We start from the raw sequence: 21,579 nt of genomic DNA, 5'->3' as shown, positions 1-21,579 counted from the left end.
CCCGATGCCCCTGCGCACGCAGCCGCTCGGCCACCGCGAAAGCAAGAGTGGTCTTGCCCGCACTGGGCAGCCCGGTCAGCCACACGGTGGCGCCGCGCTCGCAGGGGTCGGCCGCGGGGGCCGCCTCTGCGGCTTCCCCGGCGGCCAAGGCGTCGGCTGTCGTCACGGTGATGTCTCCTGGATAGTAAGTGAGTTGACTGTGCGTCAGAGGTGGATGCCGCACTCGGTCTTGCCCGAGCCCGCCCACCGCCCGGCCCGGCCCTCCTCGCCCTCGCCGGGCTTGGCGGTGCAGGAGAGCGGTGAGCAGCCGATGGAGGTGTAGCCCTCCCACAGCAGCGGGTTGAGCAGTACCCCGTTGGCGTTGACATAGGCGTCCACGTCGTCCTGGGTCCAGCGGGCGATCGGTGCGATCTTCACCTTGCGGCGTTTGGCGTCCCACGCCACAACCGGGGTGTCGGCGCGGGACGGCGACTCGTCGCGGCGCAGTCCGGTCGCCCAGGCGTCGTACGCGCCCAGGCCCCGGTTCAGGGGCTCGACCTTGCGCAGCGAGCAGCACAGGTCCGGGTCGCGGTCGTGCAGGTTGGGCCCGTACCGGGCGTCCTGCTCGGCCACGGTCAGCTTCGGGGTGAGCGTGATGACGTTGACCGGCATGACCGCCGCGACGGCGTCCCGGGTGCCGATGGTCTCGGCGAAGTGGTAGCCGGTGTCCAGGAACACCACGTCGACGCCGGGAAGGACCGAGGAGGCCAGGTGAGCCACGACGGCGTCCTCCATCGAGGAGGTGACGCAGAACCGCTTGCCGAAGGTGTCGGCGGCCCAGCGCAGGATCTCCTGCGGCGTGGCCTCCTCCAGCTCGCGGCCGGCTCCGGTGGCCAGCTGCTCCAGATCGACCTCCGTGCTCATGCCCCCTCCCCGCTTCGCTTGTCGGGCGCTTCGCACAATGCGCAGATCCTGTTGATTCGCTCGCTACGCTCGCTCATGTGCCTGGCCCCCGTTGGCAGTCGACAGCAGTCCCAGGAACTTCAGCTGGAAGGCCCGGCGGCAGGCCGCGCACTCCCAGGCGCCGTGTCCGGTCTCGTTGGGACGCAGGTCCTCGTCCCCGCAGTACGGGCAGTAGAACGGTGCTGCGCGCTCGCTCACGACAGGGCCTCCTCGCTCGCGCGGGCCGTCCACTGGGCGAACCTCTCGCCCTCGTGGCGCTCGGCCTGGTAGCGGGTCAGCACGCGCTCGACGTAGTCGGGCAGACCCTCCGCGGTGACCTTGAGGCCGCGGACCTTGCGGCCGAAACCGGCCTCCAGGCCCAGTGCGCCGCCGAGGTGCACCTGGTAGCCCTCGACCTGCTCGCCGTTCTCGTCCGTCACCAGCTGGCCCTTGAGACCGATGTCCGCGACCTGGATCCGGGCGCAGGCGTTCGGGCAGCCGTTGATGTTGATGGTGAGCGGCTCCTCGAAGTCCGGCAGGCGCTGCTCCAGCTCGTCGATGAGGCTGCGGCCGCGCTCCTTGGTCTCGACGATGGCGAGCTTGCAGTATTCGATACCGGTGCAGGCCATGGTGCCGCGGCGGAACGGTGACGGGGCGACCCGCAGGTCGAGCGCCTCCAGGCCGGCCACCAGCGACTCGACGCGGTCCTCGGCGATGTCGAGGATCAGCATTTTCTGCTCGGCGGTGGTGCGCAGCCGGTCGGAGCCGTGCAGGGCCGCCAGGTCGGCGATCTGCGAGAGCAGCTTGCCGTTGACCCGGCCGACGCGCGGGGCGAAGCCGACGTAGAACCTGCCGTCCTTCTGCCGGTGCACGCCGACGTGATCGCGCCAGCGGCCGCTGGGCTCCTCGGGCGCCGGGCCGTCGATCAGCTGGTACTTGAGGTACTCGTCCTCCAGGACCTGGCGGAACTTCTCCACGCCCCAGTCGGCGACCAGGAACTTGAGCCGCGCGCGGTTGCGCAGACGGCGGTAGCCGTAGTCGCGGAAGATGCCGATCACGCCGCCGTAGACGTCCGCGACCTCCTCCAGCGGAACCCAGGCACCCAGCCGGACGCCCAGCTTGGGGTTGGTGGACAGACCGCCGCCGACCCAGAGGTCGAAGCCGGGGCCGTGCTCGGGGTGCACCACGCCGACGAAGGCGACGTCGTTGATCTCGTGTGCCACGTCCAGCAGCGGCGAGCCCGAGACAGCCGACTTGAACTTGCGCGGCAGGTTGGAGAAGTCGGGGTTGCCGATGAAACGGCGCTGGATCTCCTCGATGGCTGGCGTGCCGTCGATGATCTCGTCCTCGGCGATACCGGCGACGGGCGAGCCGAGGATGACGCGGGGCGTGTCACCGCACGCCTCGGTGGTGGACAGGCCGACGGCCTCCAGCTTCTGCCAGATCGCCGGGACGTCCTCGATCCGGATCCAGTGGTACTGGACGTTCTGGCGGTCCGTCAGGTCGGCGGTGCCGCGCCCGTACTGCTCGGAGACCTCGCCGATCGCCTTCAGCTGGGCCACGGTCAGGCGGCCGCCGTCGATGCGCACGCGCAGCATGAAGTACTCGGCGTCCAGCTCGTGCGGGTCCAGGACGGCCGTCTTGCCGCCGTCGATGCCCTCCTTGCGCTGGGTGTAGAGACCCCACCAGCGCATCCGGCCCCGCAGGTCGGCCGGGTCGATCGAGTCGAAGCCCCGGTGCGCGTAGATCGTCTCAATGCGTGTCCGCACATTGAGACCGTCGTCGTCCTTCTTGAACTGCTCGTTGGCGTTGAGCGGAGTGAAGTGCCCCATGCCCCACTGGCCCTCGCCACGGTGGCGGGTCACCTTGCGGGCGGCGGCAGGACGGCGCGCGGGCGCGCCGTCGGCCGCGGGCTCGACCGTCTCGGGAGTGGTGGCCATGGTGTTGTCCTTAGGCAGCAGGCTTGGTGGCGGGGCTGGCATCCCCGGGCGCGAAACTGCTGCTGACCTGCGGGTTCCAGCAGGTGACAGACAGACAGTGACCTCGGCCCAAGGACGCCTGTGCATCCGCGTCGGCGGAAGTGGCGAGGGGTGGCGCCGAGTGCGGTGGTGGCGGCGGGGTGGGGCTCAGGTCACCGGACAGATGGCGCTGGACACGCGAAGGAGATCGACGTGCAGTCGACCTACTAGGGTGGCTCCGGCGCTTGGCATGGCAAGAGATTCGCACGGCGAGCGACTCGCGGTCCACTAACGTCCGAATTGTGGACGCATTGGTTTCACTTTCTGAGACTCCGGTGACCGTGCCCAGACCGGGGCTCCGGTGCCACGTGCCGCGCCGGGCCGGCCGGCGTCCGATCCCGCCGGGTTCTCCCCTTCTATATGTCGTGTGCGTGCCGTCTGCGGGGGTGCTCGGCCGCGAGGGCCGGCAAGCCCCGCCCGACGTGTCGCCGGGCAGACCGGGCGGGGGCCGGGGCCCGCTACCGTAGGGGCGTGCAACCAGCAGGGGAAACCTCCAGGACGACGCCAGAGCGGCCTTCGCGACGCCGGGGCAAGGGCTCGCGCCGTGCCGTACGCAAGGCGACATGGCCGACCACGTTCTGGGCACTGATCAAGGACACCACCAACACCTGCGTGGAGTACCGCGTCACCGGGCTCGCGGCGGAGGCCGCGTTCTTCACTCTGCTCTCCATCCCGCCGCTGCTCCTCTGCCTGGCCGGCACCCTCGGCTACCTGGACGAGATCCTCGGCGCGGGCACCATCGACAAGCTCAAGCAGGACATCGTCTCGGCTGCCGGGACGGTGCTCTCGCCGAGCTCGATCGACCAGATCGTCCAGCCCCTGCTGAACGGGGTCTTCGGCAACGGCCGCCCGGACCTCATCTCGATCGGCTTCCTGCTCTCCCTCTGGTCCGGGTCACGGGCGCTGTACATCTTCATCGACACCATCACCGTCATGTACGGGCTGGACGGCAAGCGAGGCATCGTCAAGACCCGGTTGATGTCGCTCGGCCTCTACCTCGGGGCGCTGCTGATCGGCTCGCTGGTCCTGCCGCTGCTGGTCGCCGGTCCCGGGCTGGTGGTCGCCGCGTACCGACCGGCGGCAGGCGTGGTCAGCGCGCTGTACTGGCCCACCACCATCCTGCTGCTGATCGCCTTCCTCACCACGCTCTACCACGTGGCCGTCCCCGTCAGTACGCCGTGGCGCGAGGACATTCCAGGCGCGCTGGTCGCCCTCGTCGTCCTGGTGGTCTGCAGTGTGCTGCTGCGGATCTACCTGATCAGCTCGGTCGAGGGGCCTTCGGTGTACGGGTCGCTGGCCGCTCCGGTGGCCGTGCTGCTGTGGATCGGGGTGGTCGCGCTCGCCGTCCTGATCGGCGCCGCGATGAACGCCGCCATAGACCGCCGCTGGCCGACCGTCGAGACCGCCGACGCCCGTGCCGAGAACGAGCGCGCCAGCGAGGAGGCGGCTGCTGCGGTGGTCCGCGAGGTCACCGCCCGGCGCGCCGTCGAACGGGCCAGGCTGGCCAGGGAACTCGGCCTCGGCGAAGGCCACGAGGACGACCTGGAGGAGGACGAGGACGGCGGCGACGCACCCTCCGAGTACCCCGAACGCTGGGCCGACTTCCTGCCGCCGACCGACCTGCGCGGACGCCTCGGCGGCCGGGGCACCCACCGCCGCCGGCCTCCGCCCCCGCCCGACACCGACCGTCCGACCGGGCCCGCGCCGCACACCGACCCGCACCACCACGGCAGCTGGGGCAACCAGCGGCAGCGCTGAGCAGACCTCCTGGCGGGCTCTGCCCCGGCCTGGGCCCGCCTCGGCCTACTGCCGGGGGAGGATCGGGTTGGCGATCACACTGAGGCAGTCCGCGTAGCTGGCCGGGACCTCGACCCGCCGGGAGCCGTGGAAGCGGGTGCAGGCCACCGGGCGGAAGCGGATGGTGTCCGGAGTGTCGTCGTTCCGGCCGAACGCGTCGCAGTCCGCAGCCGAGCCGGTGGAGCGGTACCCGTCGTCGAATCCGCAGGCCACGGAGGTGTCGTAGGCCGAGAGCCGCGCCTCGTCCAGGGGAGTCCGCGCCTGGGCGGCGGCCGGGCCGCCGAGGCCGAGGGCGACGGCGGTCACCGCCGCCGCGAAGACGGTCGCGGTGCGGGGGGCGGCGGGGCGCGAGACGGACATCTGACCTCCACGTGGAGACGTGTCAGGGCGGCGGCGTTGCCGTTCGCATCCAACCGGTAGCCTCCCGGCATGGACCGGGCGAATCGCCCCACCGCCGATGAATATCACCCGATTGGGGCGTTTCCCAGGGCGGGCGTCCGTCGAGGGTCCGCTTCGGCCTCGGCCTCGGCCTCGGCCGGCTCCGGCCGGGTGGCCCGGTACAGCCGACGAGCCGACAGCAGGGCGGCCGCCAGCAGGAGGAGGTCGCGCGCGGCGAGCAGCCCAGCGGCCGTGGCCGACCCGTCGACCAACGCGCGGCCCATGAACGGGAACACCGCCATGGTCACCGGGCAGGCCGTCAGCACCAGGTACGCCACCGGCCGCTGCGAGGTCTCACGGTGCAGCAGACAGACCGCCGCCAGCGCCACCAGCCACACCAGGTACTGCGGACTCAGCACCCTGCTGGTCACCGTGAACAGCAGCACCGCCGTCAGCGCCGCGTCCGGCAGCACCCACCCCGGCCGCAGATCGGCCCGCAGCCGCCACCACACCAGCCACCCGAGCGCGAGCACCGTGCAGACCTCGCTGACCACGGTCGCCAGCGGAACGCCGGGCCCGAGGAACTCGGTCGAGCCGTAGTTGACGGCCAGTCGGCCAGACCAGCCCAGGTGCCGGGCGAGGTGGAACGGCAGTGCGCCGAGCGACTCGAACTGGATGCCGCGCTCCTCCTGCGCCGTCAGGAAGTCGTACGCGCCGGGGAAGGCGAGCGCCACTCCGCCCCCGGCCGATACCGCGGTGACCGCCGCCGCCGACCACGCCCGCCGGGTGCGCGGCCCGCGCGCCGTGCCGATCAGCAGCAGCACCGGCCACACCTTGATGAGTGTCCCGAGCGCGACCAGCACTCCGAACGCGCGGTCACCGCGCCTGGCGCTCAGCAGCGCCGCCACCGCCACGGCGGCCACCACGATGTCGAAGCGGGTCCACGGCACGGTCCACAGCAGTGGCAGTCCCGCCGCCCACAGCCAGCCCGCCGCGGCCCCGTGCCGGGCCCGGCCGGCCACCCGTACCAGCCCGGCCATCACCGCCAGGTCGCACAGCGCGCACAGCAGGACGAAGGCACGGTCGTACCCGACGAACGGGAACAGTACGGGCGCCGTGATCACCCCCGCCGCACCGGGCGGGTACTGCCAACTGACATCCCCGATCGGGAAGCGGCCCTCTGCCAGCACCTCGAACCAGCCGTGGTAGACGTGCGAGACCGAGTAGTCGAGCGGGTCCGTGGTCGCGAAAGGACCGACCTTGAGCGCACCCGCCACCAGGACGGTACGGCTCACCAGCCAGACGAGGACGGGCCAGGCCACGGGCGGGACGCGTCGTTGCCGGTACCGTCGTTGCGGGTGCGAGAGCATCGGGCCAGTCTCTCAACCCGGTCGGGACGGTCCGCCGCCGGTATTCTGCATACTGAGTGATCGTGATACCTCTGACGCCATCGACGCCCGGGCGGGCCTGGCCCGTTGTCCTGCCGCCGGCCTTACTGACTCTCCTTCTCGGGCTCTGGGGGATCGGCCGGGGCGGGAGTATCTGGCGGGACGAGGCGGTCAGTTACCAGGTCGCCCACCGCACCCTGCCCGAACTGTGGCGACTGCTCGGCGAGATCGACGCCGTGCACGGGCTGCACTATCTGATCCTGCACGCGGTCTTCTCCTGCTGGGACGGCGGTCTGGTTGCGCTGCGCCTGCCTTCCGTCCTTGCGATGACGCTGGCCGCCGCCGCTCTCGCCGAGACCGGTCGCAGGCTCGCCGGACCGCGGGTGGGGCTGCTCGCGGGCCTGGTCTTCGCGCTGGTGCCCGCGGTGCAGCAGTATGCGCAGGAAGGGCGCTCGTACGCCTCGGCGTGTGCGGCCGTCGTGGTCGGCACTCTGCTGCTGGTCCGCGCCTGGCAGCGGCCGAGGGCCGGGGCCTGGGCGGCGTACGGGGCGGTCATGCTGCTGGCGGCGCTGCTGCACGAGTTCGCCGTGCTGGCCATGGCCGGGCATGCGATCACGCTGGGGTGGGGACGGGCGGACCGGCGGGTGTGGCGGGGCTGGGCCGTGGCGACGGCCGCCGCTGCCCTCGCACTGCTGCCGCTGGTGCTGATCAGCCGCCAGCAGGCGGACCAGGTTGCCTGGATCAGGACGCCGGGCTGGACCGACATCTGGGCCCCGGCTCTCACCGGTGCCGTCGGCGCGCTCTGTGCGGGTCTGCGGGAACCGGCGGCTGCCGGGGCGCCGGTCCGGCTGCGGGCGGTGGCGCTGCCGCTGCTGGTCGTACCCCCGGCGGTGCTGATCCTGGTGTCGTATCTCGATCCGCTGTATGTGGACCGCTATGTCGTCTTCAGTTACGCGGGTCTTGCGCTGCTGCTCGGACTGGCCCTGGACCGCGCCTGGGCGCGGTCGGCGCTGCCGGTGCCGCAGCGGGCCCGCCCGGTCGTCGCGGCCTTCGCGCTGGCCGCGCTGCTGCTGGGGCCACTGCCGCTGGAGCACGGACTGCGGACCCCGCAGAGCAGGCCCAACGACGTCGCGGCGGCTGCGCGGGCCGTGCGGGAGCTGGGGCGTCCGGGAGATGCGGTGCTCTTCGTCCCCGGCGCCCGCCGGGAAGCGGCCCTCTACGACCCGGCTGCCTTCGCCGGGCTTCGGGATCTCGCTCTGGCCGAGACCGGTGCGGCCTCCGGCACCATCAACGGCGTGGAGGCCGAACCCGGCGCGATCAGCGCCGCCCTGACGACCCCGCGCCGCGTCGTGCTGGTGACCGACCCCCGCCCCCGTGCCACCGTCCCCGCCCGCGACGAGGCCAAGCTCGCCGCTCTCGCCGACCGCTTCCAGCCCTGCCGGACCACCACGGTCCACGGCATCAAGGTCACCCTCTACGCCGTCCCGGAATCCTGCGGCTGACTCTGCATCAGATCTGGTCGGCCGTACGGGAGCCGGCTGATCCGGGCGGGACGGAGGCCACCGGCCGGGCTGCCCGAGGGAGCGCCCCGGCCGGTGGGGTGCGTCTAGACCAACGGGACCGCGCCCGGAAGGACATCGGCGCGGAAGTTCAGTTCGCCGTTCTGGTGGGCGGTGACGCGGACCAGTCCGGAGGGGATCAGCTGGGCGTCGATGCGGCACGGGGCGTCGAGTTCGACATAGCGGTGGAAGCTGGTCTCCATGGCGACCGGGAGTGCGGGGTGCGGGTGCAACACCGCCTGGGTCGCCTGCCGGGCCGCTTCGAGCAGCAGCATGCCGGGGACGTGGTCGACGGGATGGTCGAAGTACTTGCGGTGCGTGGTGTCCACCCGCAGCTGCCAGCTGCCGCCCGGCCCCTCGTGGTCGTCGAGCGGGGAGAGCAGGACGTCCTCGGGGCGGTGGCGACCGGATTCCGCTGCGGGGACGGGGGCTTGGAGGGGGACCGCGGAGGCCATGGCCTGGGCCGAGTCGCCGTGGCCGGCTCTCAGTCTTCTGTAGACGGCGGGCGCCTGGATGGTGAAGCGGGAGCGGGAGCGGGCGTGCAGCATGCCGTCGCGGAGCAGCTCGACGTGCATGGTCATGGCTGTCGGATGGGCCTTGCGGCGTACTAACTCGGAGCAGACCACGCGCAGTTCGAGTTCTACGGGGTCGGGCCCGGCGCCGGGATGCAGCACGTCGGGTATCAGGGCGTAGCGGTAGCTCTCCCAGACCAGGTGCCGGTCCAGCGGGATGTCGTATCCGCCGTGGCAGAGCAGCGGGAAGAGCTGGCGGATGGTCTCGCTGACCAGCAGCGGCTCGTAGGAACCGTCGGCGCCTAAGTAGAAGGGCTGGTCGCCGGGCCAGCGGGCGGAGATCGTGAAGGTGTCGGGGGCGGAGCGCCGCCAGTCCATCAGGAAGACCTCGCCCGGGTCGAGCTTGTGGACGAGATGCCGGGGGACGGTCCCCGCGGACATGGCAGCGGTAGGGGCATCATGCGCAAGACTGGTCATATCGGTGTCTCTCAACTCCGAGGACAGCGTTTCTCGGTGTACGGGTTGAATGCTGCGACGGCTAAAAAATAAAGTACGTTCTGTTTTTTGTCGATGGTCCTCAGGAGTGAGTCGATGGCGCAGCCCAAACAGGAACGGGCGATCCGCACGCGGTGGTTGATCTTGGAAGCCGCCGCCGAAGTGTTCGACAGATGCGGCTACTCCGGAGCGGCGATCACCAAGATCATGGAGCAGGCCTCGACCACCCAGGGGGCGATGTACTTCCACTTCAAGTCCAAGGAGGACCTGGCGCGGGCCGTCATCGTGCACCAGGCCGACCGGCTCGACCTGCCCAAGTCCCCCAAGGGGATGCAGCAGTTGGTGGACCTCACGCTCTACCTGGCGGTCGAGCTCCGGCACAACGTGCTGCTCCGGGCCGGGGTGCGGCTCGCGGTCGAGCAGGAGGAGTCGGGCCTCTCCGAGTACTCGGTCTACGAGTGGTGGATCGAACAGTTCTCCAAGGAACTCGTCGTCGCCCGCGAACGCGGCGAACTGCTGCCGAACGTGGACGAATGGGGCTTCGCGCGGCTGCTGGTGGCGTCGTTCACCGGGTCGCAGGTCATGTCGCAGATCGCGACCTGCCGGATGGACCTGCCGGAGCGGATCGCCCAGTTGTGGCGCTACCTGCTGCCGGGAGTCGCCACGCAGCAGGTACGGGAGTCCCTGAAGGTCGACATTCACCGGGCCGGGGTGTGGTCATGACGTTACGTGTCGCTCTGACGGGTGCGACCGGGTTCATCGGGTCCACCGCACTGCGGGCGCTGCTCGGCTCGGGTGCGGAAGTCCGCGCCTTGGCGCGGACCGTCCCGGCCGGTGGGAAGCCGGCCCCGGGCGGGATGCGGGTGCCACGGGCGGAGTGGGTGCACGGTGATCTCGCCGATCGGGCGTCGCTGCGTGAACTGTGCCGCGGTGCCGAGGCGCTGGTCCATCTTGCCTCCCGGGTAGGCGGCCCGGAGGAGGACTGCGAGGCCGTCAACTCGCTGGGTACCGAGGCACTGATGCGCGAAGCCGTACGGGCTCGGATCCCGCGCATCGTGCACCTGTCCACGGCGGCGGTGTACGGCTTCGGCCCGCACCGGGGCATCGCGGTGGACGGGGTGCGCCCGGCTCCGGTGTCCCCCGCCAGCCGGACCCGGCTGGCGGGGGAGGGGTTCGCCAGGGCGGCGGGCGCGGTGGTCCTGCGGCCCGGTCTGGTGCTCGGCAGGGGGGATCGCTGGGTGGTGCCCGCCTATGCCGAACTCGTCCGCCGGGTACCGGCGGTGTGGGACGGCGGCACCGGCCTGCTGTCCGTGGTGGAGGTCGGCGACCTGGCCCGGCTGATCGCGACCCTGGCGACGGCGGCCGAGCCGGTCGAGCCGGCCGTCCACCATGCGAGCCACCCCGTTCCGGTGCCGGTCGGCGAGCTGCTCGCCGAGCTGGCACGGCACGGCGTGCTGCCCGTGCGGCCCGAGGCCGACCTGCCGTGGCCGACGTGCCTGCGGCTGCTCGGCGAGACCCCGGGGCGGGTGTCGGAGCGTCAGTTCTCGCTGCTGGCACAGGACCACTGGTACCGCAGTGAGGAGATCTGGGACCTGGCCGACTGTCCGGCCGGGCCGGGGCTGCTGGCCAGGCTGGGCGCGTCGGCCGGCTGGTACCGGGATCACCTGGCGCTGGGCGGCGAGCCGGGGTGAGCCGAACTCCGGTCGCCGAGACGGGAATGCGCGTGGCCGGGCGCTGATTGTACGTAGTAGTCCAGAACCGAGGAGGTTCACAGCATGCGTGCTCTCGTTGTCGACCATTCCGTGCCCGGACAGCTCTCTCCGGCCACCGTGCCCGACCCGGTACCGGGGCCGGACGAGGTGCTCGTCAGGGTCGCCGCGACTTCGCTGAACTACGGCGAGCTGCCGAAGCCCGGCGACGACCGGCCCGACGGGACGGTCCCGGGCTGGGACGCCGCCGGGGTGGTCGAGCAGGCCGCCGCCTCCGGCCGAGGACCCAAGCCCGGCGACCGCGTCGTCACCTGGGCCTGGGACGGCGGCTGGGCCGAACTCCGGGCTGTGAACGTGGACGAACTCGCCGTCCTGCCCGACTCGGTGGACTTCGTCCGGGCGGCCTCCCTGCCGGTCGCCGGGCTGACGGCGCTGCGCGCCCTGCGCCGCGCCGAGGTCCGGCCGGGGCACCGGGTCGCCGTCACCGGCGCCTCGGGTGGCGTGGGCAGCTTCGCCGTCCAACTCGCCAAGCTGGCAGGCGCGGAGGTGTATGCGCTGGTCGGCAGCCATGCGCGCGGCGAGGGGCTGGCCGAGCTCGGTGCGGATCACATCGTCACCGGCCCCGAGGAGATCGGCGCCCCGCTCGACATCGTGCTGGACAACGTCGGCGGCCCGCTGCTCGCCGGGCTCCTCGGGCACATCGCCCCGGGCGGCGTGGTGATCTCCATCGGCGCCACCTCCAACGAGCCGACGCCCATCCAGCCCTACCAGCTGATCCGCGGGCGGATCACCCTGATCGGTATCCAGGCCGGCGGTGACACCGGCGCCGACCTCGGACACCTGGCCGCCCTGGTCGCGGACGGCCGGTTGCAGGCGCGGGTGGACCGGGTGAGCGACTGGGAGACGGCGACCGAAGCGGCCGCCGCCCTGCTCGACCGCCGTATCCGGGGGAAGGCCGTGCTCACCATCGGCTGACAGCGGGTTGTGACGTCTCGTCAACTGTTCGGTCGGATGCGCGGACGTGCCGACGGGCTCATCGGTCGGTACCGAAGTCGTCGGCCCGTCCGCGTCCTTCTTCGCCGGTGCAGACCACCCCCCAATTGCGGAGGATCTAAATCGGTGGTGCGCGCGGACGGGGCCCACTACCGTGGTGGCGTTCGCAGCGACCCGACAGGGGTCGCGCTGTCGGCTGTCGAGTGAGCAGGGAGGTGGGGATCGTGGTGGCTGTCGTTGTCCGGCGCGTGGCCCGCGCCAAGAAGACCGGCGTTCCTACCCCTGTGGTCTCCGGCCGACCTACTTCCACACCCATGCGCTGACGTCCGATCGCGATCGTCGCTCTTCGATCGGCGCACGGCCGGGGCCACCCTTTTCCCTGAAGGGTCACCCCCGTTGAACACCTCCTCTGTCGCCCCCCTGCTGTCCGGCTTCGGCTGGGACGAGGCGCGGGCAGCCGAGTTCACCCCCCTCGCCGAGGCGGGGCTCACCCCCGCGCGGATCGCCCGCGTGGACCGTGGCCAGTGCGATGTCGTGCTCGTCGACCCGGAGTCGGGAGAGCTGCGGACCGTACGGGCCGACTCGCGGCCGGTCGGCGATCCCGACCCGGTCAACTGCCCGTGCACCGGTGACTGGGCGGCTGTCGACCTGACGGCCGATCCCATGCCCGCGGTGGCGGCGCTGCTGCCGCGCAGCACCGCGATCATCCGGAAGTCCGCAGGCGGGCGCTCGGACGGGCAGGTCCTGGCGGCCAATGTCGACTCGGTGCTGATCGCCGTCTCGCTCGCCGCCGAACCAGACCTCGGCCGGATCGAGCGCTTCCTGGCCCTGGCCTGGGAGAGCGGCGCCGAGCCGCTGGTCGTCCTCACCAAGGCCGACCTGGTCGACGACGCCGAGCACATCCGGGCCGATGTCGAGGAGATCGCCCCCGGTGCGACCGTCCTCGTGGTCAGCGCCGAGACCGGTGAGGGCATGGACGTCCTGCGGGCCTGCCTGCCCGGCTCCACCGCCCTCATCGGGCAGTCCGGGGCGGGCAAGTCCACTCTGACCAACGCCCTGATCGGCGCGGAGGTGATGACCGTCCAGCAGACCCGGGACCGGGACGAGAAGGGCCGCCACACCACCACCACCCGAGAGCTGATCCTGCTGCCCGGCGGCGGCGTGGTCATCGACACCCCCGGTCTGCGCGGCGTCGGCCTCTTCGGCGGCGAGGGCCTCCAGCAGGCCTTCGCCGAGATCGAGGAACTCGCCGAGGGGTGCCGGTTCCACGACTGCGGCCACAGGTCCGAGCCCGGCTGCGCCGTGGTTGCCGCCCTGGAGGACGGCACCCTCCCGCAGCGCAGGTGGGAGAGCTACCTCAAGCTCCAGCGCGAGAACCAGTGGATCGCCTCCAGGACGGACGCCCGGATCGCGGCCGAGCGCCTCAGGCAGTGGAAGATCATTACGAAGACGATGCGCGGGCCGCACAACCCCACTCGCCGCTGACCTTCGCCATGTCCACCGTGCGGTCCCCCGGTCGAATCGGGGCGGCCGCACGGTGGTTCCGCTCCGCCACCCGCCGACGGCCGCGTCCGATTTCCGCCAGTCGATGCCTCGCCGGTGACGCAGACTGGACAGCGTGATCGACGACGACACCAGATACCGAGCCGTGGACAGCCGGGACGCCCGCTTCGACGGTGTCTTCTTCACGGCCGTCCGCACCACCGGCATCTACTGCCGCCCCAGTTGCCCCGCGGTGACGCCGAAGCGTGTGAACTGCACCTTCTTCCCCACCGCTGCGGCCGCTCAGGGCGCCGGATACCGGGCCTGCCGTCGCTGCCGCCCGGACTCCGTCCCCGGCTCGCCCGAGTGGAACCACCGCGCCGACCTGGTCGGCCGGGCGATGCGGCTGATCGGCGACGGGGTGGTGGACCGCGAGGGCGTCGCCGGCCTGGCGGACCGGCTCGGCTACAGCTCGCGCCAGTTGCAGCGCCAGCTGACGGCGGAACTCGGCGCGGGTCCGCTCGCGCTGGCCCGCGCCCAGCGTGCCCAGACCGCCCGCCTGCTGCTGCAGACCACCGAACTTCCGGTCACCGAGATCGCCTTCGCGGCGGGCTTCGCCTCCGTGCGGCAGTTCAACGACACCGTCCGCGAGGTGTACGACCGCACCCCGAGCGGACTGCGCGCCGAGGTCGCGAGCGGCCGCCGGGACACCGTGCGGGCCGGGACGATCAGTCTGCGGCTCGCCTACCGGGGCGCCCTCGACAGCGACCACCTCCTCGACTTCCTCGCCCTGCGTGCCGTCCCCGGTGTGGAGGAGGTCGTCCCCTACGGACAGCCCGATGCACAGAACGGCGCCCAGACCGGCGGGCAGACCGGCACACCGGCGGTGGCACAGCCGGGCATGCGGTCGGGCTCGCGCCCGGGTGTACGCACCTACCGGCGAACCCTCGCGCTCCCGTACGGCCACGCCGTCGCCGAGGTGGACGGGCTCGGCCCAGGCACCGACCCCCTCCGGGGCTGGCTCGACTGCCGCCTGCGCCTGACCGACCTGCGCGACCTGACCACTGCCGTGTACCGGCTGCGCGCACTCTTCGACCTGGACGCCGACCCGGACGCCGTGGACGGGCGGCTCGGCGCCGACCCGGTGCTCGGCGCCCTGGTCCGGGCCCGGCCCGGCGTCCGCTCACCCGGACATGTGGACCCGCACGAGCTTGCGGCGCGGGCCGTGCTCGGCCAGCAGGTCAGCGTGGCGGCGGCGCGTACGCTGGCCGGTCGGCTGGCCGACCGCTACGGCGTGCCGTTGGCGGAGCCCAGCGGCGGGCTGCGCGTGCTCTTCCCGAGTGCGGCCGCCCTGGCCGGGGCGGAAGCCGCCGACCTGGCCATGCCGCAGTCCCGCCGCCGCGCGTTCACCGGCCTGTGCGCGGCGTTGGCCGACGGTACCGTCCGACTGGACGGCGGCGTCGATCGCGAACAGGCGGCGGCCACGCTGCTGGCCCTCCCCGGGATCGGACCGTGGACGGTCGGCTACCTGCGGATGCGAGCCCTCGCCGACCCGGACGTCTTCCTGCCCGGTGACGCCGGGGTCCGGCACGGGCTGCTCCGCCTCGGACAGCCCGGCGACCCGAAGGCGGCCGGGGCAGCGTGGGCGCCGTGGCGCTCGTACGCCGTCCACCGACTGTGGACCGCAGCGTCAGCGGACTCGGCGGAGCAGGGCCCGCAGCAGCAGACGACTTCGAACAGTGTGAAGGATGACCAGGCATGACAACGGTGTTCACAACCATGGAGAGCCCGCTGGGCGTGCTGCTGCTGAGCGGTGTCCAGGACGGCAACGGCCCGGCGGCCCTGACCGCGCTGACCGCACCCGGCCAGAAGGGCGCGCTCGCCGAACCTGCCGTCGACTGGGTGCCCGACCCGCTGGCGCTGGCCCCGGCAGTCGAGCAGCTGACCGCCTACTTCGCCGGTGAGCTGACCGCTTTCGACCTGCGACTGGCGCCGGTCGGCACCGAGTTCCGGCAGCAGGTCTGGTCCGCGCTCGACGACATCCCGTACGGCACGACCGTCACGTACGGCGAACTCGGGGCGGCGGCCGGGAAGTCACCGCGTGCGGTGCGCGCGGTGGGCGGGGCGGTGGGTGCCAACCCGCTGCTGGTGGTCCGCCCGTGCCACCGGGTGATGGGAGCCAATGGTGCGCTCACCGGCTTCGCCGCCGGGGTCGAGCGCAAGCGCTGGCTGCTCGAGCTGGAGCGCGGGACGCTGTTCTGACGGCCCCGGGCGGAATCGCCCGCCGTCAGTGACCGGTACGGTCCTCGGGGGCACCCGGTCCGGCCAGTGCCCTGGCCAGCAGCTCGAGGCCGGGCAGGGCGCGCATGACGGCGTCGCGGTCCGCCCGGGAGAGGCTCTCCAGGGCGGACGCCATCCGGCGCTCGTGCGCACGCTGCCAGTCCCGGAGCTGCTGGTGGCCCGCCTCGGTCAGGGCGATCCGGGCGGTGCGACGGTCACCGGGGTCGGCCTGCCGGTCCACGAAACCGGCCTCCAGCAGCTTGCCGATCAGCCCGCTGACGGTGTTGGGTGCCAGCCGCTGACGGGCGGCGAGTTCGCCGACCCGGAGCGGCGCGGCGGCCAGCGTCTGCAGCAGCTCGACCTGGGCCATCGGCAGCGACTCCCACGGGTAGTCGGTGCGGATGCTGCTGCGCAGGGCCCGGCGGAGCCTGGTGATCACATCGGTCAGCCGCTGAGCGCGCTCGATCGCTGCGGCCTGCTCCAGCGCAGACTCGCCACCGAACTCACCACCGGAGAGGGTGGGGTCGGGGGAGGTGGAAGCGGAGTTGGACTGCGACGGCATGGCGGACAGCGTATCGCCTCCTAGCACATGGCCCGGTCCGTGACCAGCTCTGTCGCAGAGCACCTCCAGCGGGGATCGGATCGCCCGGGGACAGACTCTGTCCACGAGCAGTTCCGTTCCGGACGCATTCGTCGACGGCCGCCCGCTGCGGCCGGCCGACAGCGAAACGGGGTGGGGCGGACGAGAAGTCCACCCCACCCCGCCGCCGGGGATGACGGATCGTCAGGAGAGCGGCTTGGCGCCACGCTCCGCCAGCATGCCGGTGATCAGGTCTATCTCGGCGCGCTGCCCGTTGACCATGGTCTGCGCGAGCCGCTTCTCCACCGGGTCGGTGCTGACGTCGACGTAGCCCTGGGCCATCTCGACCCCGCCCTTGTGGTGCTGGACCATCAGCTGGAGGTAGTTCACCTCGGCGTCCCGCCCGCTGAGCCCGCGCAGCTTGTCCAGCTCGGCGTTGGTGGCCATGCCGGGCATCAGCGAACCGTCGTGCGCGGCATAGGCGTGGTCCATCTTCATCCACGCCATGGGCTGTGCGGCCGAGCTCTGGGTCAGACCCCACTGGTCGAGCCAGCCCATCAGCATGCCGCGCTGGTTGGCCTGGGTGTTGATGATGTCGAAGGCCAGGTTGCGGACGGCGGCGTCCTGGGTGCGGTCCCGGACGATGAAGGACATGTCGATCGCCTGCTGGTGGTGCGTCGCCATGTCGCGGGCGAACCCGGCCTCGGGGGAGTCGGTCGCGGGCGCACTCGCCGCCGTCCCCGAGGCGGCCGGGCCACCGGCCAGCAGTGCGGGGACACCCAGGCCGAGCGCGACGGCGGCAGCCAGCGCGGCCGGCCACCACATCCGCCGACTGCGCCGCGCAGCAGGGCCCTCAACGGTCTCGACCGGCTCCACGGCGTCCACGGCCTTCCCCCGGTCAGAAGCATCCACGGTCACGTTCCCGGCCCCCGTCACTGAGTGGTGCTGCACGAGGCGCCCGGCTCCTGCGTCTGCGGGCCCTGCACGTACTTGGTGAAGAACTCCGCCACGCGCGGGTCCTTCGCGCTGTCCAGGACCAGCTGGGTGCCCCAGGCCGTCAGCGTGATGGTGCCCTTCTCGTCCGGGTACGGGCTCATCAGCGAGTACGGGGTCACCTTCACCTTGTCCGACAGCGTCTTGAGGTCGTCGGCGGAGGCCTTGGAGTTGTAGGTGACCCAGACCGCGCCGTGCTCCAGCGAGTGGACGGCGTTCTCGTTCGCAAGCGGCTTGTCGTAGACCGTGCCCATGCAGTTGGCCCAGATCGGGCTGTGGTCGCCACCGACCGGCGGGACCTGCGGGTAGTTGACCTTGGTGGTCACATGAGTGCGGGAGAGGTTGTCGTACGTCTTCACGCCCTCGATCGGGGCCTTGGCGTCGGCCGTCTTGGCGTCCTGCTTCGACTTGGCGTCCAGTGCGACCCAGGCGCCGACGCCGAGCATCGAGGCGACCAGCACGGTGGCCGCGCCGATCGCGATGAACCTGTTGCGGCGGTCGCGGCGCTGCTCCTCGGCCCGGAGCTCGGCGATCCTGGTGCGGCGGTCGGCCGTTCCTTCCTTGCCCGGCTTGTTCGACTGCTTTGATGCGGAACCCATGGGAAGTGTCCTTGTCCCCGCCGCGTGTGAGGGCACGGCGGTATGCGGTGTGGTGGGGCCGGCGGAGCCGTCGGCCGTCCGCGATGCGGCTCGGGCCGACGGTGGGTTCCGCTCAGGACCGGTGAACCTGAAGCACATGGAGGTCGGGCGCGTGGTCAGGCCCGGCCAGGGGGGACAACTCCGTGGGAAGGGGCAGCACCCCGGGCGGGAGCAGTTGGGCCGACGCGATGGACACGGGCTGCGGCGGCGCGTTCGGCAGCTGCGACTCCTGGCCGCAGAACGGGTGGTTGGAACAGCCGCTCCCGGGCAGCGGGTGCTCACCGTCGACCGAGCACCAGGTCAACGGCAGGCTGTCGTCCACCGGCAGGCCATGCACCGCCTGGGCGGTGATGAGCGCGTGCGAAGTCGGGGCATGCTGCCCTGGAGTGTGCGCGGCCGACGGGGTGAGCCCGGTCGCCCCTCCGGGCGCGCCGGGAGCCCTGACCGTGGATGGTGCGGTGGGCACCGCCACCGTCACGGTGGTGACCGGCACGGGGCTGGGATTCGCCGCGACTGCCTGGGCGCGACCCGCGCAGGGCAGCAGGGCCAGCAGACCGACGAGCAGCAGGACCAAGAGGGCGCCCGCCGGGCGGCCCGCGTCGCTGGCCCTCCCCGGCTGCGGTGCGGTGGCTCCCGGCGCGGTCATGCGCACATATTAATCAGCCGAAGGAGTGAAGGGATGCCCCTTGCCGGCCTTCATTTTCCAGTTCGATGGTGCTTGGAAGGTGCTGAACCCTCCCTGGTCGGGGCAGTTCCGGGCAGGTCAGGACCGATCGGACGCAAAGGTGGCCGGAAAGCTGCCCCCACCGGGTGACCGGTTGTCCACGATTCCCGGACACCGTCGTTCTCCTTGGGGAGAATGACGTCGAGTCCGGCCACCCAGGCTGCTCGGCAGACGGCAGCACACGGACGAGGAGCCGCCAGATGAGCAACCAGGGCGCACCCCCGCAACACCGGCCGGACGACGGCTGGTGGCACACGGTGTACGCGGGCCCGGCAGGCACCCTCCCGGACACCCCCGACGCCACCGCGGCCGAGGGCAGCATCGACGACTGGTTCGAGACGGCGGCCGGGATGATCGGCGCCCAGCGCGGGGGTGACGGCGGGCTCGGCCCGGCGCTGCCGTCGGACGGTCTGGCGGAGGACGACGGTGAGGGCGCGGACGAGGGCGCGGGCGCGGACGTACGCCTGGATCCGGCCGAGATCACCGTTGACGACTGGTTCGACTCGGCCGCCGGGATGATCGGCGGCCGGCGCACAATCGAGCACCCGCCCACCCCCGAACCGACGCCCGTTCCCCCGCTGCCACCCGATGCCGCCGCACCCGATGCCATCGCACCCGGGGCCGCCCGCCCCGACCTCGCCAAGCACGCAGCCGACCCCGAGCCCCCGGCCGCCGCTCAGCCCCCGGCGGCCCAGGACGCGCCGGACCTCACGGCTGCACCGGCCGCCCCCGCGCCAAAGACTGACGTGACGTCAGCAGCCATGCCACTCGCGGACCTCGCGCCGACCGTCGCTGACGACGAGGCGCCGCTCCGTCAGCCGTCCCCCCGCCAGACGCACCAGCACCCGCATCCGCACGAACAGCCTCACCCCGTCCCGCACGTCGGCGAACGTCCGCCCACCTACGGGCCCGAGCCCACCATCCTCCCCGCGGCCGACCCGCACGAACAGCCTCACCCCGTCCCGCACGTCGGCGAACGTCCGCCCACCTACGGGCCCGAGCCCACCATCCTCCCCGCGGCCGACCCGGACGAACTGGCCGTCCTCGTACCCGACACCGTCATCGAGGGCGCGCAGTACGGTGCGGCGACCGTCCGAGCCGCCTCCGTACGGGGCGACTCCGCCCGCTACCGGGGTGAACCCCGCCGCGACTCGCTCCTCCTCGCCCGCTTCGGCGAGGGCGAGGAGGGCCTGCTGCTGGCGGTCCTGGCGACGCCGGGCCGCTCGAAGCCGCCGTCCGCCGCCGCTGCGGCCGCAGCCGAGGCATGCCGTCAGCTCGCCGCTGCGATCGGCCGCAGCCGCCCCGAACTCGCTGCCGACCTCCGGGCCGGAGCCCGCGACCGCCTCCGCTACGGCTTGCAGCGTCTGACGGCCCGGGCGGTCGCGCCACTCCGAAGCGATGAATCGTCAATTCCGCCCAATCGCAAGCCGACAGACCTCACCGAGCCTTCCGCCGAGACCAGTACGGCCACCGGATCAGGGTCGCTGCACTGCCTGTTGCTCTCGCTGGACCCGGACGCCACCCACCGTGCCGCCTTCGGCACCGGACTCGGCGGCCTCTACCTGCTGCGGTCCGGACACTGGATCGACGCATACGGCGCCAGGCTGCTCCACCATCCCGACGGGCGGCAGCCCGTACCGCCGCCGTCGGTGGCGCCCCCGCGCCCGTTCCGGTTCCGGCTGGTCCCGGCCACACCGGGGGACATCCTGCTGCTCTGCTCACCGGGCCTGGCCGAGCCGATCGCCGAGGAGGCGGCCGTCGCGCACTTCCTCTCCAGCCACTGGGCCCACCCGCATCCGCCGGGCACGGTCGACTTCCTCCGCCAGGTCCAGGTCCGCGCCAAGGGCTACACCGACGACCGCACGGCGGTCGCCCTCTGGACGGAGTAGCCGGTCCGCCGCCCGGCCGACGGGCTCAGCGCCCGTGCCCGCGTCCCAACAGGGCCGTTGTGACGGATGCCACGTGCGCGGCGGCCTCGTCCCGGCCGGCCCCCGGAAGCCCGATCGCGATCGGCACGGCGAAGCCGTCCAGCAACGCGCGGATCTGTACGGCCCGGTCGTGTGCCCCCTCCGCCGTGAACTCCCCGTCAGCCACGCCCTCTTCGATCAGGGTGACCAGGTCGGCCTGCCAGGGGGCCTCGATCTCCAGCTGCCCCTGCCGGATCTCCGCACTCGACGGCGACCGCCCCCACACCTCAAGCCACAGAATCCAGCGCGGATCCCCCGGCCCTTCGGGCAGGTAGAGCTCCACGTAGGCGGCGAGCCGCTCCCAGACACCGCCGCCGTCCTGGCCGAGGGCCACGCTGCGGCGTGCACCGAGCTGTTCCTCGCTCCACCGCAGGGTCTCCAGCAGCAACTGGTCCTTGCTGCCGAAGTAGTAGAGAAGATGCCCGGCGCTCATCTGGAGTTGCTTGCCGAGCCCGGCCATTGTCAGCTTTGCGACCCCGTGCTCCGCGATCGCGGCCCGAGCGGCGGCGAACACCTCCTCGCGCGGCCGCGCAGCCCGGCGCGCCCGTGCCTCCGCCATCTGCTCGTCCTCCTCCTGCCCGCTCCGACCGGCCTCCCACCATACGGCTTCGGCCACCTCGCGCCTGGTCGGCCGCGACCGGGCGGCCGCGGAGCCGGGCCGATGCACGGCCCGGCGTCAGTGCGAGCGGCTGCGCCGTCCACGGCGGAGCGTGCTGCGAGCCCGTACGTGGAGGCGTGGTTGTCGGCGACAGCCACGCAATCCACCGGTAGCCGGCTCACTTGAGGACGAGCCGAAGTACCTCGGCGTTGACGCGTACGCCACGCGGGCGCTCCATCACGCCGGCATGGCATGGCCCCACTCGCTCATGACGGCCCGACAGCCGTGCCACCGGGCCCCTTGCGGCCCGTCGCTGCGGCGGTCACCGTTGTGCCGACCGGGTGGCCGTCTCGCGGACTTCGCGTGCGACGGTCGGCCAGAGTGCGGCGGGCAGGTCGTGGCCGACTCCTGGGAGGGCCACCAGGCGTGCGCCGTTGACGGCCCGCGCGGTGGCACGGCCGGCCGGGCCGGGCGAACCCGGTGAGCCGCTCTTCGACCGGGTGCTCACCCGGGTCCTGGCCGGACTCCTCCGGCCGACCGCAGGCTG

General features: G+C 72.3%; 23 protein-coding genes. 9 read left to right on the top strand and 14 right to left on the bottom strand.

The features are described from left to right. The 5 genes from P3T39_RS32570 to P3T39_RS37665 all read right to left on the bottom strand — a co-directional run. The coding region (locus P3T39_RS32570) for an adenylyl-sulfate kinase (protein WP_280702860.1) at positions 1-148 on the bottom strand (148 nt) is incomplete at its 3' end. Positions 149-204: 56 nt separating this feature from the next. Next, complete coding sequence (locus tag P3T39_RS32565; protein WP_280702857.1) at positions 205-903, bottom strand: phosphoadenylyl-sulfate reductase; 699 nt, start codon at positions 901-903, stop codon at positions 205-207. A gap of 63 nt (positions 904-966) precedes the next feature. Beyond that, a complete protein-coding gene (locus tag P3T39_RS32560) occupies positions 967-1,140 on the bottom strand; it encodes a hypothetical protein (RefSeq protein WP_280702856.1) in 174 nt (57 codons plus the stop codon). Further along, complete coding sequence (locus P3T39_RS32555; protein ID WP_280702855.1) at positions 1,137-2,861, bottom strand: nitrite/sulfite reductase; 1,725 nt, start codon at positions 2,859-2,861, stop codon at positions 1,137-1,139. The genes P3T39_RS32560 and P3T39_RS32555 overlap by 4 nt, the downstream gene beginning before the upstream one ends. A 186-nt stretch (positions 2,862-3,047) precedes the next feature. After that, positions 3,048-3,131 carry a putative leader peptide gene (locus tag P3T39_RS37665; protein ID WP_317634116.1) on the bottom strand — a complete coding sequence of 28 codons (84 nt, stop codon included), beginning with the start codon at positions 3,129-3,131 and terminating at the stop codon, positions 3,048-3,050. Between the two features lie 279 nt (positions 3,132-3,410). On the opposite strand from P3T39_RS37665, the gene P3T39_RS32550 reads away from it, so the two are divergent. After that, the gene (locus P3T39_RS32550; RefSeq protein ID WP_280702854.1) at positions 3,411-4,697 is read left to right on the top strand and encodes a YihY/virulence factor BrkB family protein; all 1,287 of its coding nucleotides are present in this window, start codon (positions 3,411-3,413) and stop codon (positions 4,695-4,697) included. A gap of 45 nt (positions 4,698-4,742) precedes the next feature. Here P3T39_RS32550 and P3T39_RS32545 read toward each other — a convergent pair whose 3' ends face one another. Both P3T39_RS32545 and P3T39_RS32540 read right to left on the bottom strand, forming a co-directional pair. Then, entirely contained in the window at positions 4,743-5,096 is a 354-nt protein-coding gene (locus P3T39_RS32545; protein WP_280702853.1) for a hypothetical protein, read from the bottom strand. Positions 5,097-5,200: 104 nt separating this feature from the next. Further along, the gene (locus tag P3T39_RS32540) at positions 5,201-6,484 is read right to left on the bottom strand and encodes a glycosyltransferase family 87 protein (protein WP_280702852.1); all 1,284 of its coding nucleotides are present in this window, start codon (positions 6,482-6,484) and stop codon (positions 5,201-5,203) included. A gap of 56 nt (positions 6,485-6,540) precedes the next feature. On the opposite strand from P3T39_RS32540, the gene P3T39_RS32535 reads away from it, so the two are divergent. After that, positions 6,541-8,004, top strand: coding sequence for a glycosyltransferase family 39 protein (locus P3T39_RS32535; RefSeq protein WP_280702851.1), 1,464 nt, complete (start codon positions 6,541-6,543; stop codon positions 8,002-8,004). A 104-nt stretch (positions 8,005-8,108) separates the two neighbouring features. Here P3T39_RS32535 and P3T39_RS32530 read toward each other — a convergent pair whose 3' ends face one another. Continuing rightward, positions 8,109-9,014, bottom strand: coding sequence for a ScbA/BarX family gamma-butyrolactone biosynthesis protein (locus tag P3T39_RS32530; RefSeq protein ID WP_280702850.1), 906 nt, complete (start codon positions 9,012-9,014; stop codon positions 8,109-8,111). A 150-nt stretch (positions 9,015-9,164) separates the two neighbouring features. On the opposite strand from P3T39_RS32530, the gene P3T39_RS32525 reads away from it, so the two are divergent. The 6 genes from P3T39_RS32525 to P3T39_RS32500 all read left to right on the top strand — a co-directional run bounded on the left by P3T39_RS32525 (position 9,165) and on the right by P3T39_RS32500 (position 15,514). Beyond that, positions 9,165-9,791, top strand: coding sequence for a ScbR family autoregulator-binding transcription factor (locus P3T39_RS32525; protein ID WP_280702849.1), 627 nt, complete (start codon positions 9,165-9,167; stop codon positions 9,789-9,791). Continuing rightward, positions 9,788-10,759, top strand: coding sequence for an NAD(P)-dependent oxidoreductase (locus P3T39_RS32520; protein ID WP_280702848.1), 972 nt, complete (start codon positions 9,788-9,790; stop codon positions 10,757-10,759). Before P3T39_RS32525 ends, P3T39_RS32520 begins: the two co-directional genes overlap by 4 nt. Positions 10,760-10,843: 84 nt before the next feature. Next, complete coding sequence (locus P3T39_RS32515; protein ID WP_280702847.1) at positions 10,844-11,752, top strand: zinc-binding dehydrogenase; 909 nt, start codon at positions 10,844-10,846, stop codon at positions 11,750-11,752. A 414-nt stretch (positions 11,753-12,166) separates the two neighbouring features. Beyond that, the gene (rsgA, locus tag P3T39_RS32510; RefSeq protein WP_280702846.1) at positions 12,167-13,255 is read left to right on the top strand and encodes a ribosome small subunit-dependent GTPase A; all 1,089 of its coding nucleotides are present in this window, start codon (positions 12,167-12,169) and stop codon (positions 13,253-13,255) included. A gap of 133 nt (positions 13,256-13,388) precedes the next feature. After that, complete coding sequence (locus P3T39_RS32505; protein WP_280702845.1) at positions 13,389-15,014, top strand: Ada metal-binding domain-containing protein; 1,626 nt, start codon at positions 13,389-13,391, stop codon at positions 15,012-15,014. Then, positions 15,011-15,514: a methylated-DNA--[protein]-cysteine S-methyltransferase gene (locus P3T39_RS32500; RefSeq protein WP_280702844.1), complete on the top strand. Its 504-nt coding sequence runs from the start codon at positions 15,011-15,013 to the stop codon at positions 15,512-15,514. The genes P3T39_RS32505 and P3T39_RS32500 overlap by 4 nt, the downstream gene beginning before the upstream one ends. Positions 15,515-15,539: 25 nt before the next feature. Here P3T39_RS32500 and P3T39_RS32495 read toward each other — a convergent pair whose 3' ends face one another. From P3T39_RS32495 to P3T39_RS32480, 4 genes are all read right to left on the bottom strand, one after another. Beyond that, positions 15,540-16,094, bottom strand: a complete 555-nt coding sequence (locus P3T39_RS32495) for a MarR family transcriptional regulator (RefSeq protein WP_280702843.1) — start codon at positions 16,092-16,094, stop codon at positions 15,540-15,542. 222 nt (positions 16,095-16,316) lie between these two features. Further along, positions 16,317-17,024 carry a DUF305 domain-containing protein gene (locus P3T39_RS32490; protein WP_280702842.1) on the bottom strand — a complete coding sequence of 236 codons (708 nt, stop codon included), beginning with the start codon at positions 17,022-17,024 and terminating at the stop codon, positions 16,317-16,319. Between the two features lie 20 nt (positions 17,025-17,044). Next, positions 17,045-17,704, bottom strand: a complete 660-nt coding sequence (locus P3T39_RS32485) for a DUF3105 domain-containing protein (RefSeq protein ID WP_280702841.1) — start codon at positions 17,702-17,704, stop codon at positions 17,045-17,047. A gap of 112 nt (positions 17,705-17,816) precedes the next feature. After that, a complete protein-coding gene (locus P3T39_RS32480) occupies positions 17,817-18,389 on the bottom strand; it encodes a hypothetical protein (RefSeq protein WP_280702840.1) in 573 nt (190 codons plus the stop codon). A gap of 278 nt (positions 18,390-18,667) precedes the next feature. Between P3T39_RS32480 and P3T39_RS32475 the strand changes: the two genes are divergently transcribed. Then, on the top strand, positions 18,668-20,356 hold the full coding sequence (locus P3T39_RS32475; protein ID WP_280702839.1) for a hypothetical protein: 1,689 nt from the start codon (positions 18,668-18,670) through the stop codon (positions 20,354-20,356). Positions 20,357-20,381: 25 nt separating this feature from the next. On the opposite strand, the gene P3T39_RS32470 is transcribed toward P3T39_RS32475, so the two are convergent. Both P3T39_RS32470 and P3T39_RS32465 read right to left on the bottom strand, forming a co-directional pair. Further along, on the bottom strand, positions 20,382-20,993 hold the full coding sequence (locus tag P3T39_RS32470) for a TetR/AcrR family transcriptional regulator (protein ID WP_280702859.1): 612 nt from the start codon (positions 20,991-20,993) through the stop codon (positions 20,382-20,384). 361 nt (positions 20,994-21,354) lie between these two features. After that, positions 21,355-21,540 (bottom strand): hypothetical protein, encoded by a 186-nt coding sequence (locus tag P3T39_RS32465; protein WP_280702838.1) that lies wholly within the window; start codon positions 21,538-21,540, stop codon positions 21,355-21,357. Positions 21,541-21,579: the final 39 nt, after the last annotated feature.

The organism is Kitasatospora sp. GP82, assembly GCF_029892105.1.
Lineage (GTDB): Bacteria > Actinomycetota > Actinomycetes > Streptomycetales > Streptomycetaceae > Kitasatospora.
Note: the sequence above shows the minus strand (reverse complement) of the source record. Positions and strands in the feature narration are given on the sequence as shown.

What these genes read in the sequence shown, in the direction of transcription:
- P3T39_RS32565 (WP_280702857.1), bottom strand. Translation starts at nt 903, where the DNA reads ATGAGCACGGAGGTCGATCTGGAGCAGCTGGCCACCGGAGCCGGCCGC.
- P3T39_RS32555 (WP_280702855.1), bottom strand. Translation starts at nt 2,861, where the DNA reads ATGGCCACCACTCCCGAGACGGTCGAGCCCGCGGCCGACGGCGCGCCC.
- P3T39_RS37665 (WP_317634116.1), bottom strand. Translation starts at nt 3,131, where the DNA reads ATGCCAAGCGCCGGAGCCACCCTAGTAGGTCGACTGCACGTCGATCTC.
- P3T39_RS32545 (WP_280702853.1), bottom strand. Translation starts at nt 5,096, where the DNA reads ATGTCCGTCTCGCGCCCCGCCGCCCCCCGCACCGCGACCGTCTTCGCG.
- P3T39_RS32540 (WP_280702852.1), bottom strand. Translation starts at nt 6,484, where the DNA reads ATGCTCTCGCACCCGCAACGACGGTACCGGCAACGACGCGTCCCGCCC.
- P3T39_RS32530 (WP_280702850.1), bottom strand. Translation starts at nt 9,014, where the DNA reads ATGTCCGCGGGGACCGTCCCCCGGCATCTCGTCCACAAGCTCGACCCG.
- P3T39_RS32525 (WP_280702849.1), top strand. Translation starts at nt 9,165, where the DNA reads ATGGCGCAGCCCAAACAGGAACGGGCGATCCGCACGCGGTGGTTGATC.
- P3T39_RS32520 (WP_280702848.1), top strand. Translation starts at nt 9,788, where the DNA reads ATGACGTTACGTGTCGCTCTGACGGGTGCGACCGGGTTCATCGGGTCC.
- P3T39_RS32515 (WP_280702847.1), top strand. Translation starts at nt 10,844, where the DNA reads ATGCGTGCTCTCGTTGTCGACCATTCCGTGCCCGGACAGCTCTCTCCG.
- P3T39_RS32500 (WP_280702844.1), top strand. Translation starts at nt 15,011, where the DNA reads ATGACAACGGTGTTCACAACCATGGAGAGCCCGCTGGGCGTGCTGCTG.
- P3T39_RS32495 (WP_280702843.1), bottom strand. Translation starts at nt 16,094, where the DNA reads ATGCCGTCGCAGTCCAACTCCGCTTCCACCTCCCCCGACCCCACCCTC.
- P3T39_RS32485 (WP_280702841.1), bottom strand. Translation starts at nt 17,704, where the DNA reads ATGGGTTCCGCATCAAAGCAGTCGAACAAGCCGGGCAAGGAAGGAACG.
- P3T39_RS32480 (WP_280702840.1), bottom strand. Translation starts at nt 18,389, where the DNA reads ATGACCGCGCCGGGAGCCACCGCACCGCAGCCGGGGAGGGCCAGCGAC.
- P3T39_RS32475 (WP_280702839.1), top strand. Translation starts at nt 18,668, where the DNA reads ATGAGCAACCAGGGCGCACCCCCGCAACACCGGCCGGACGACGGCTGG.
- P3T39_RS32470 (WP_280702859.1), bottom strand. Translation starts at nt 20,993, where the DNA reads ATGGCGGAGGCACGGGCGCGCCGGGCTGCGCGGCCGCGCGAGGAGGTG.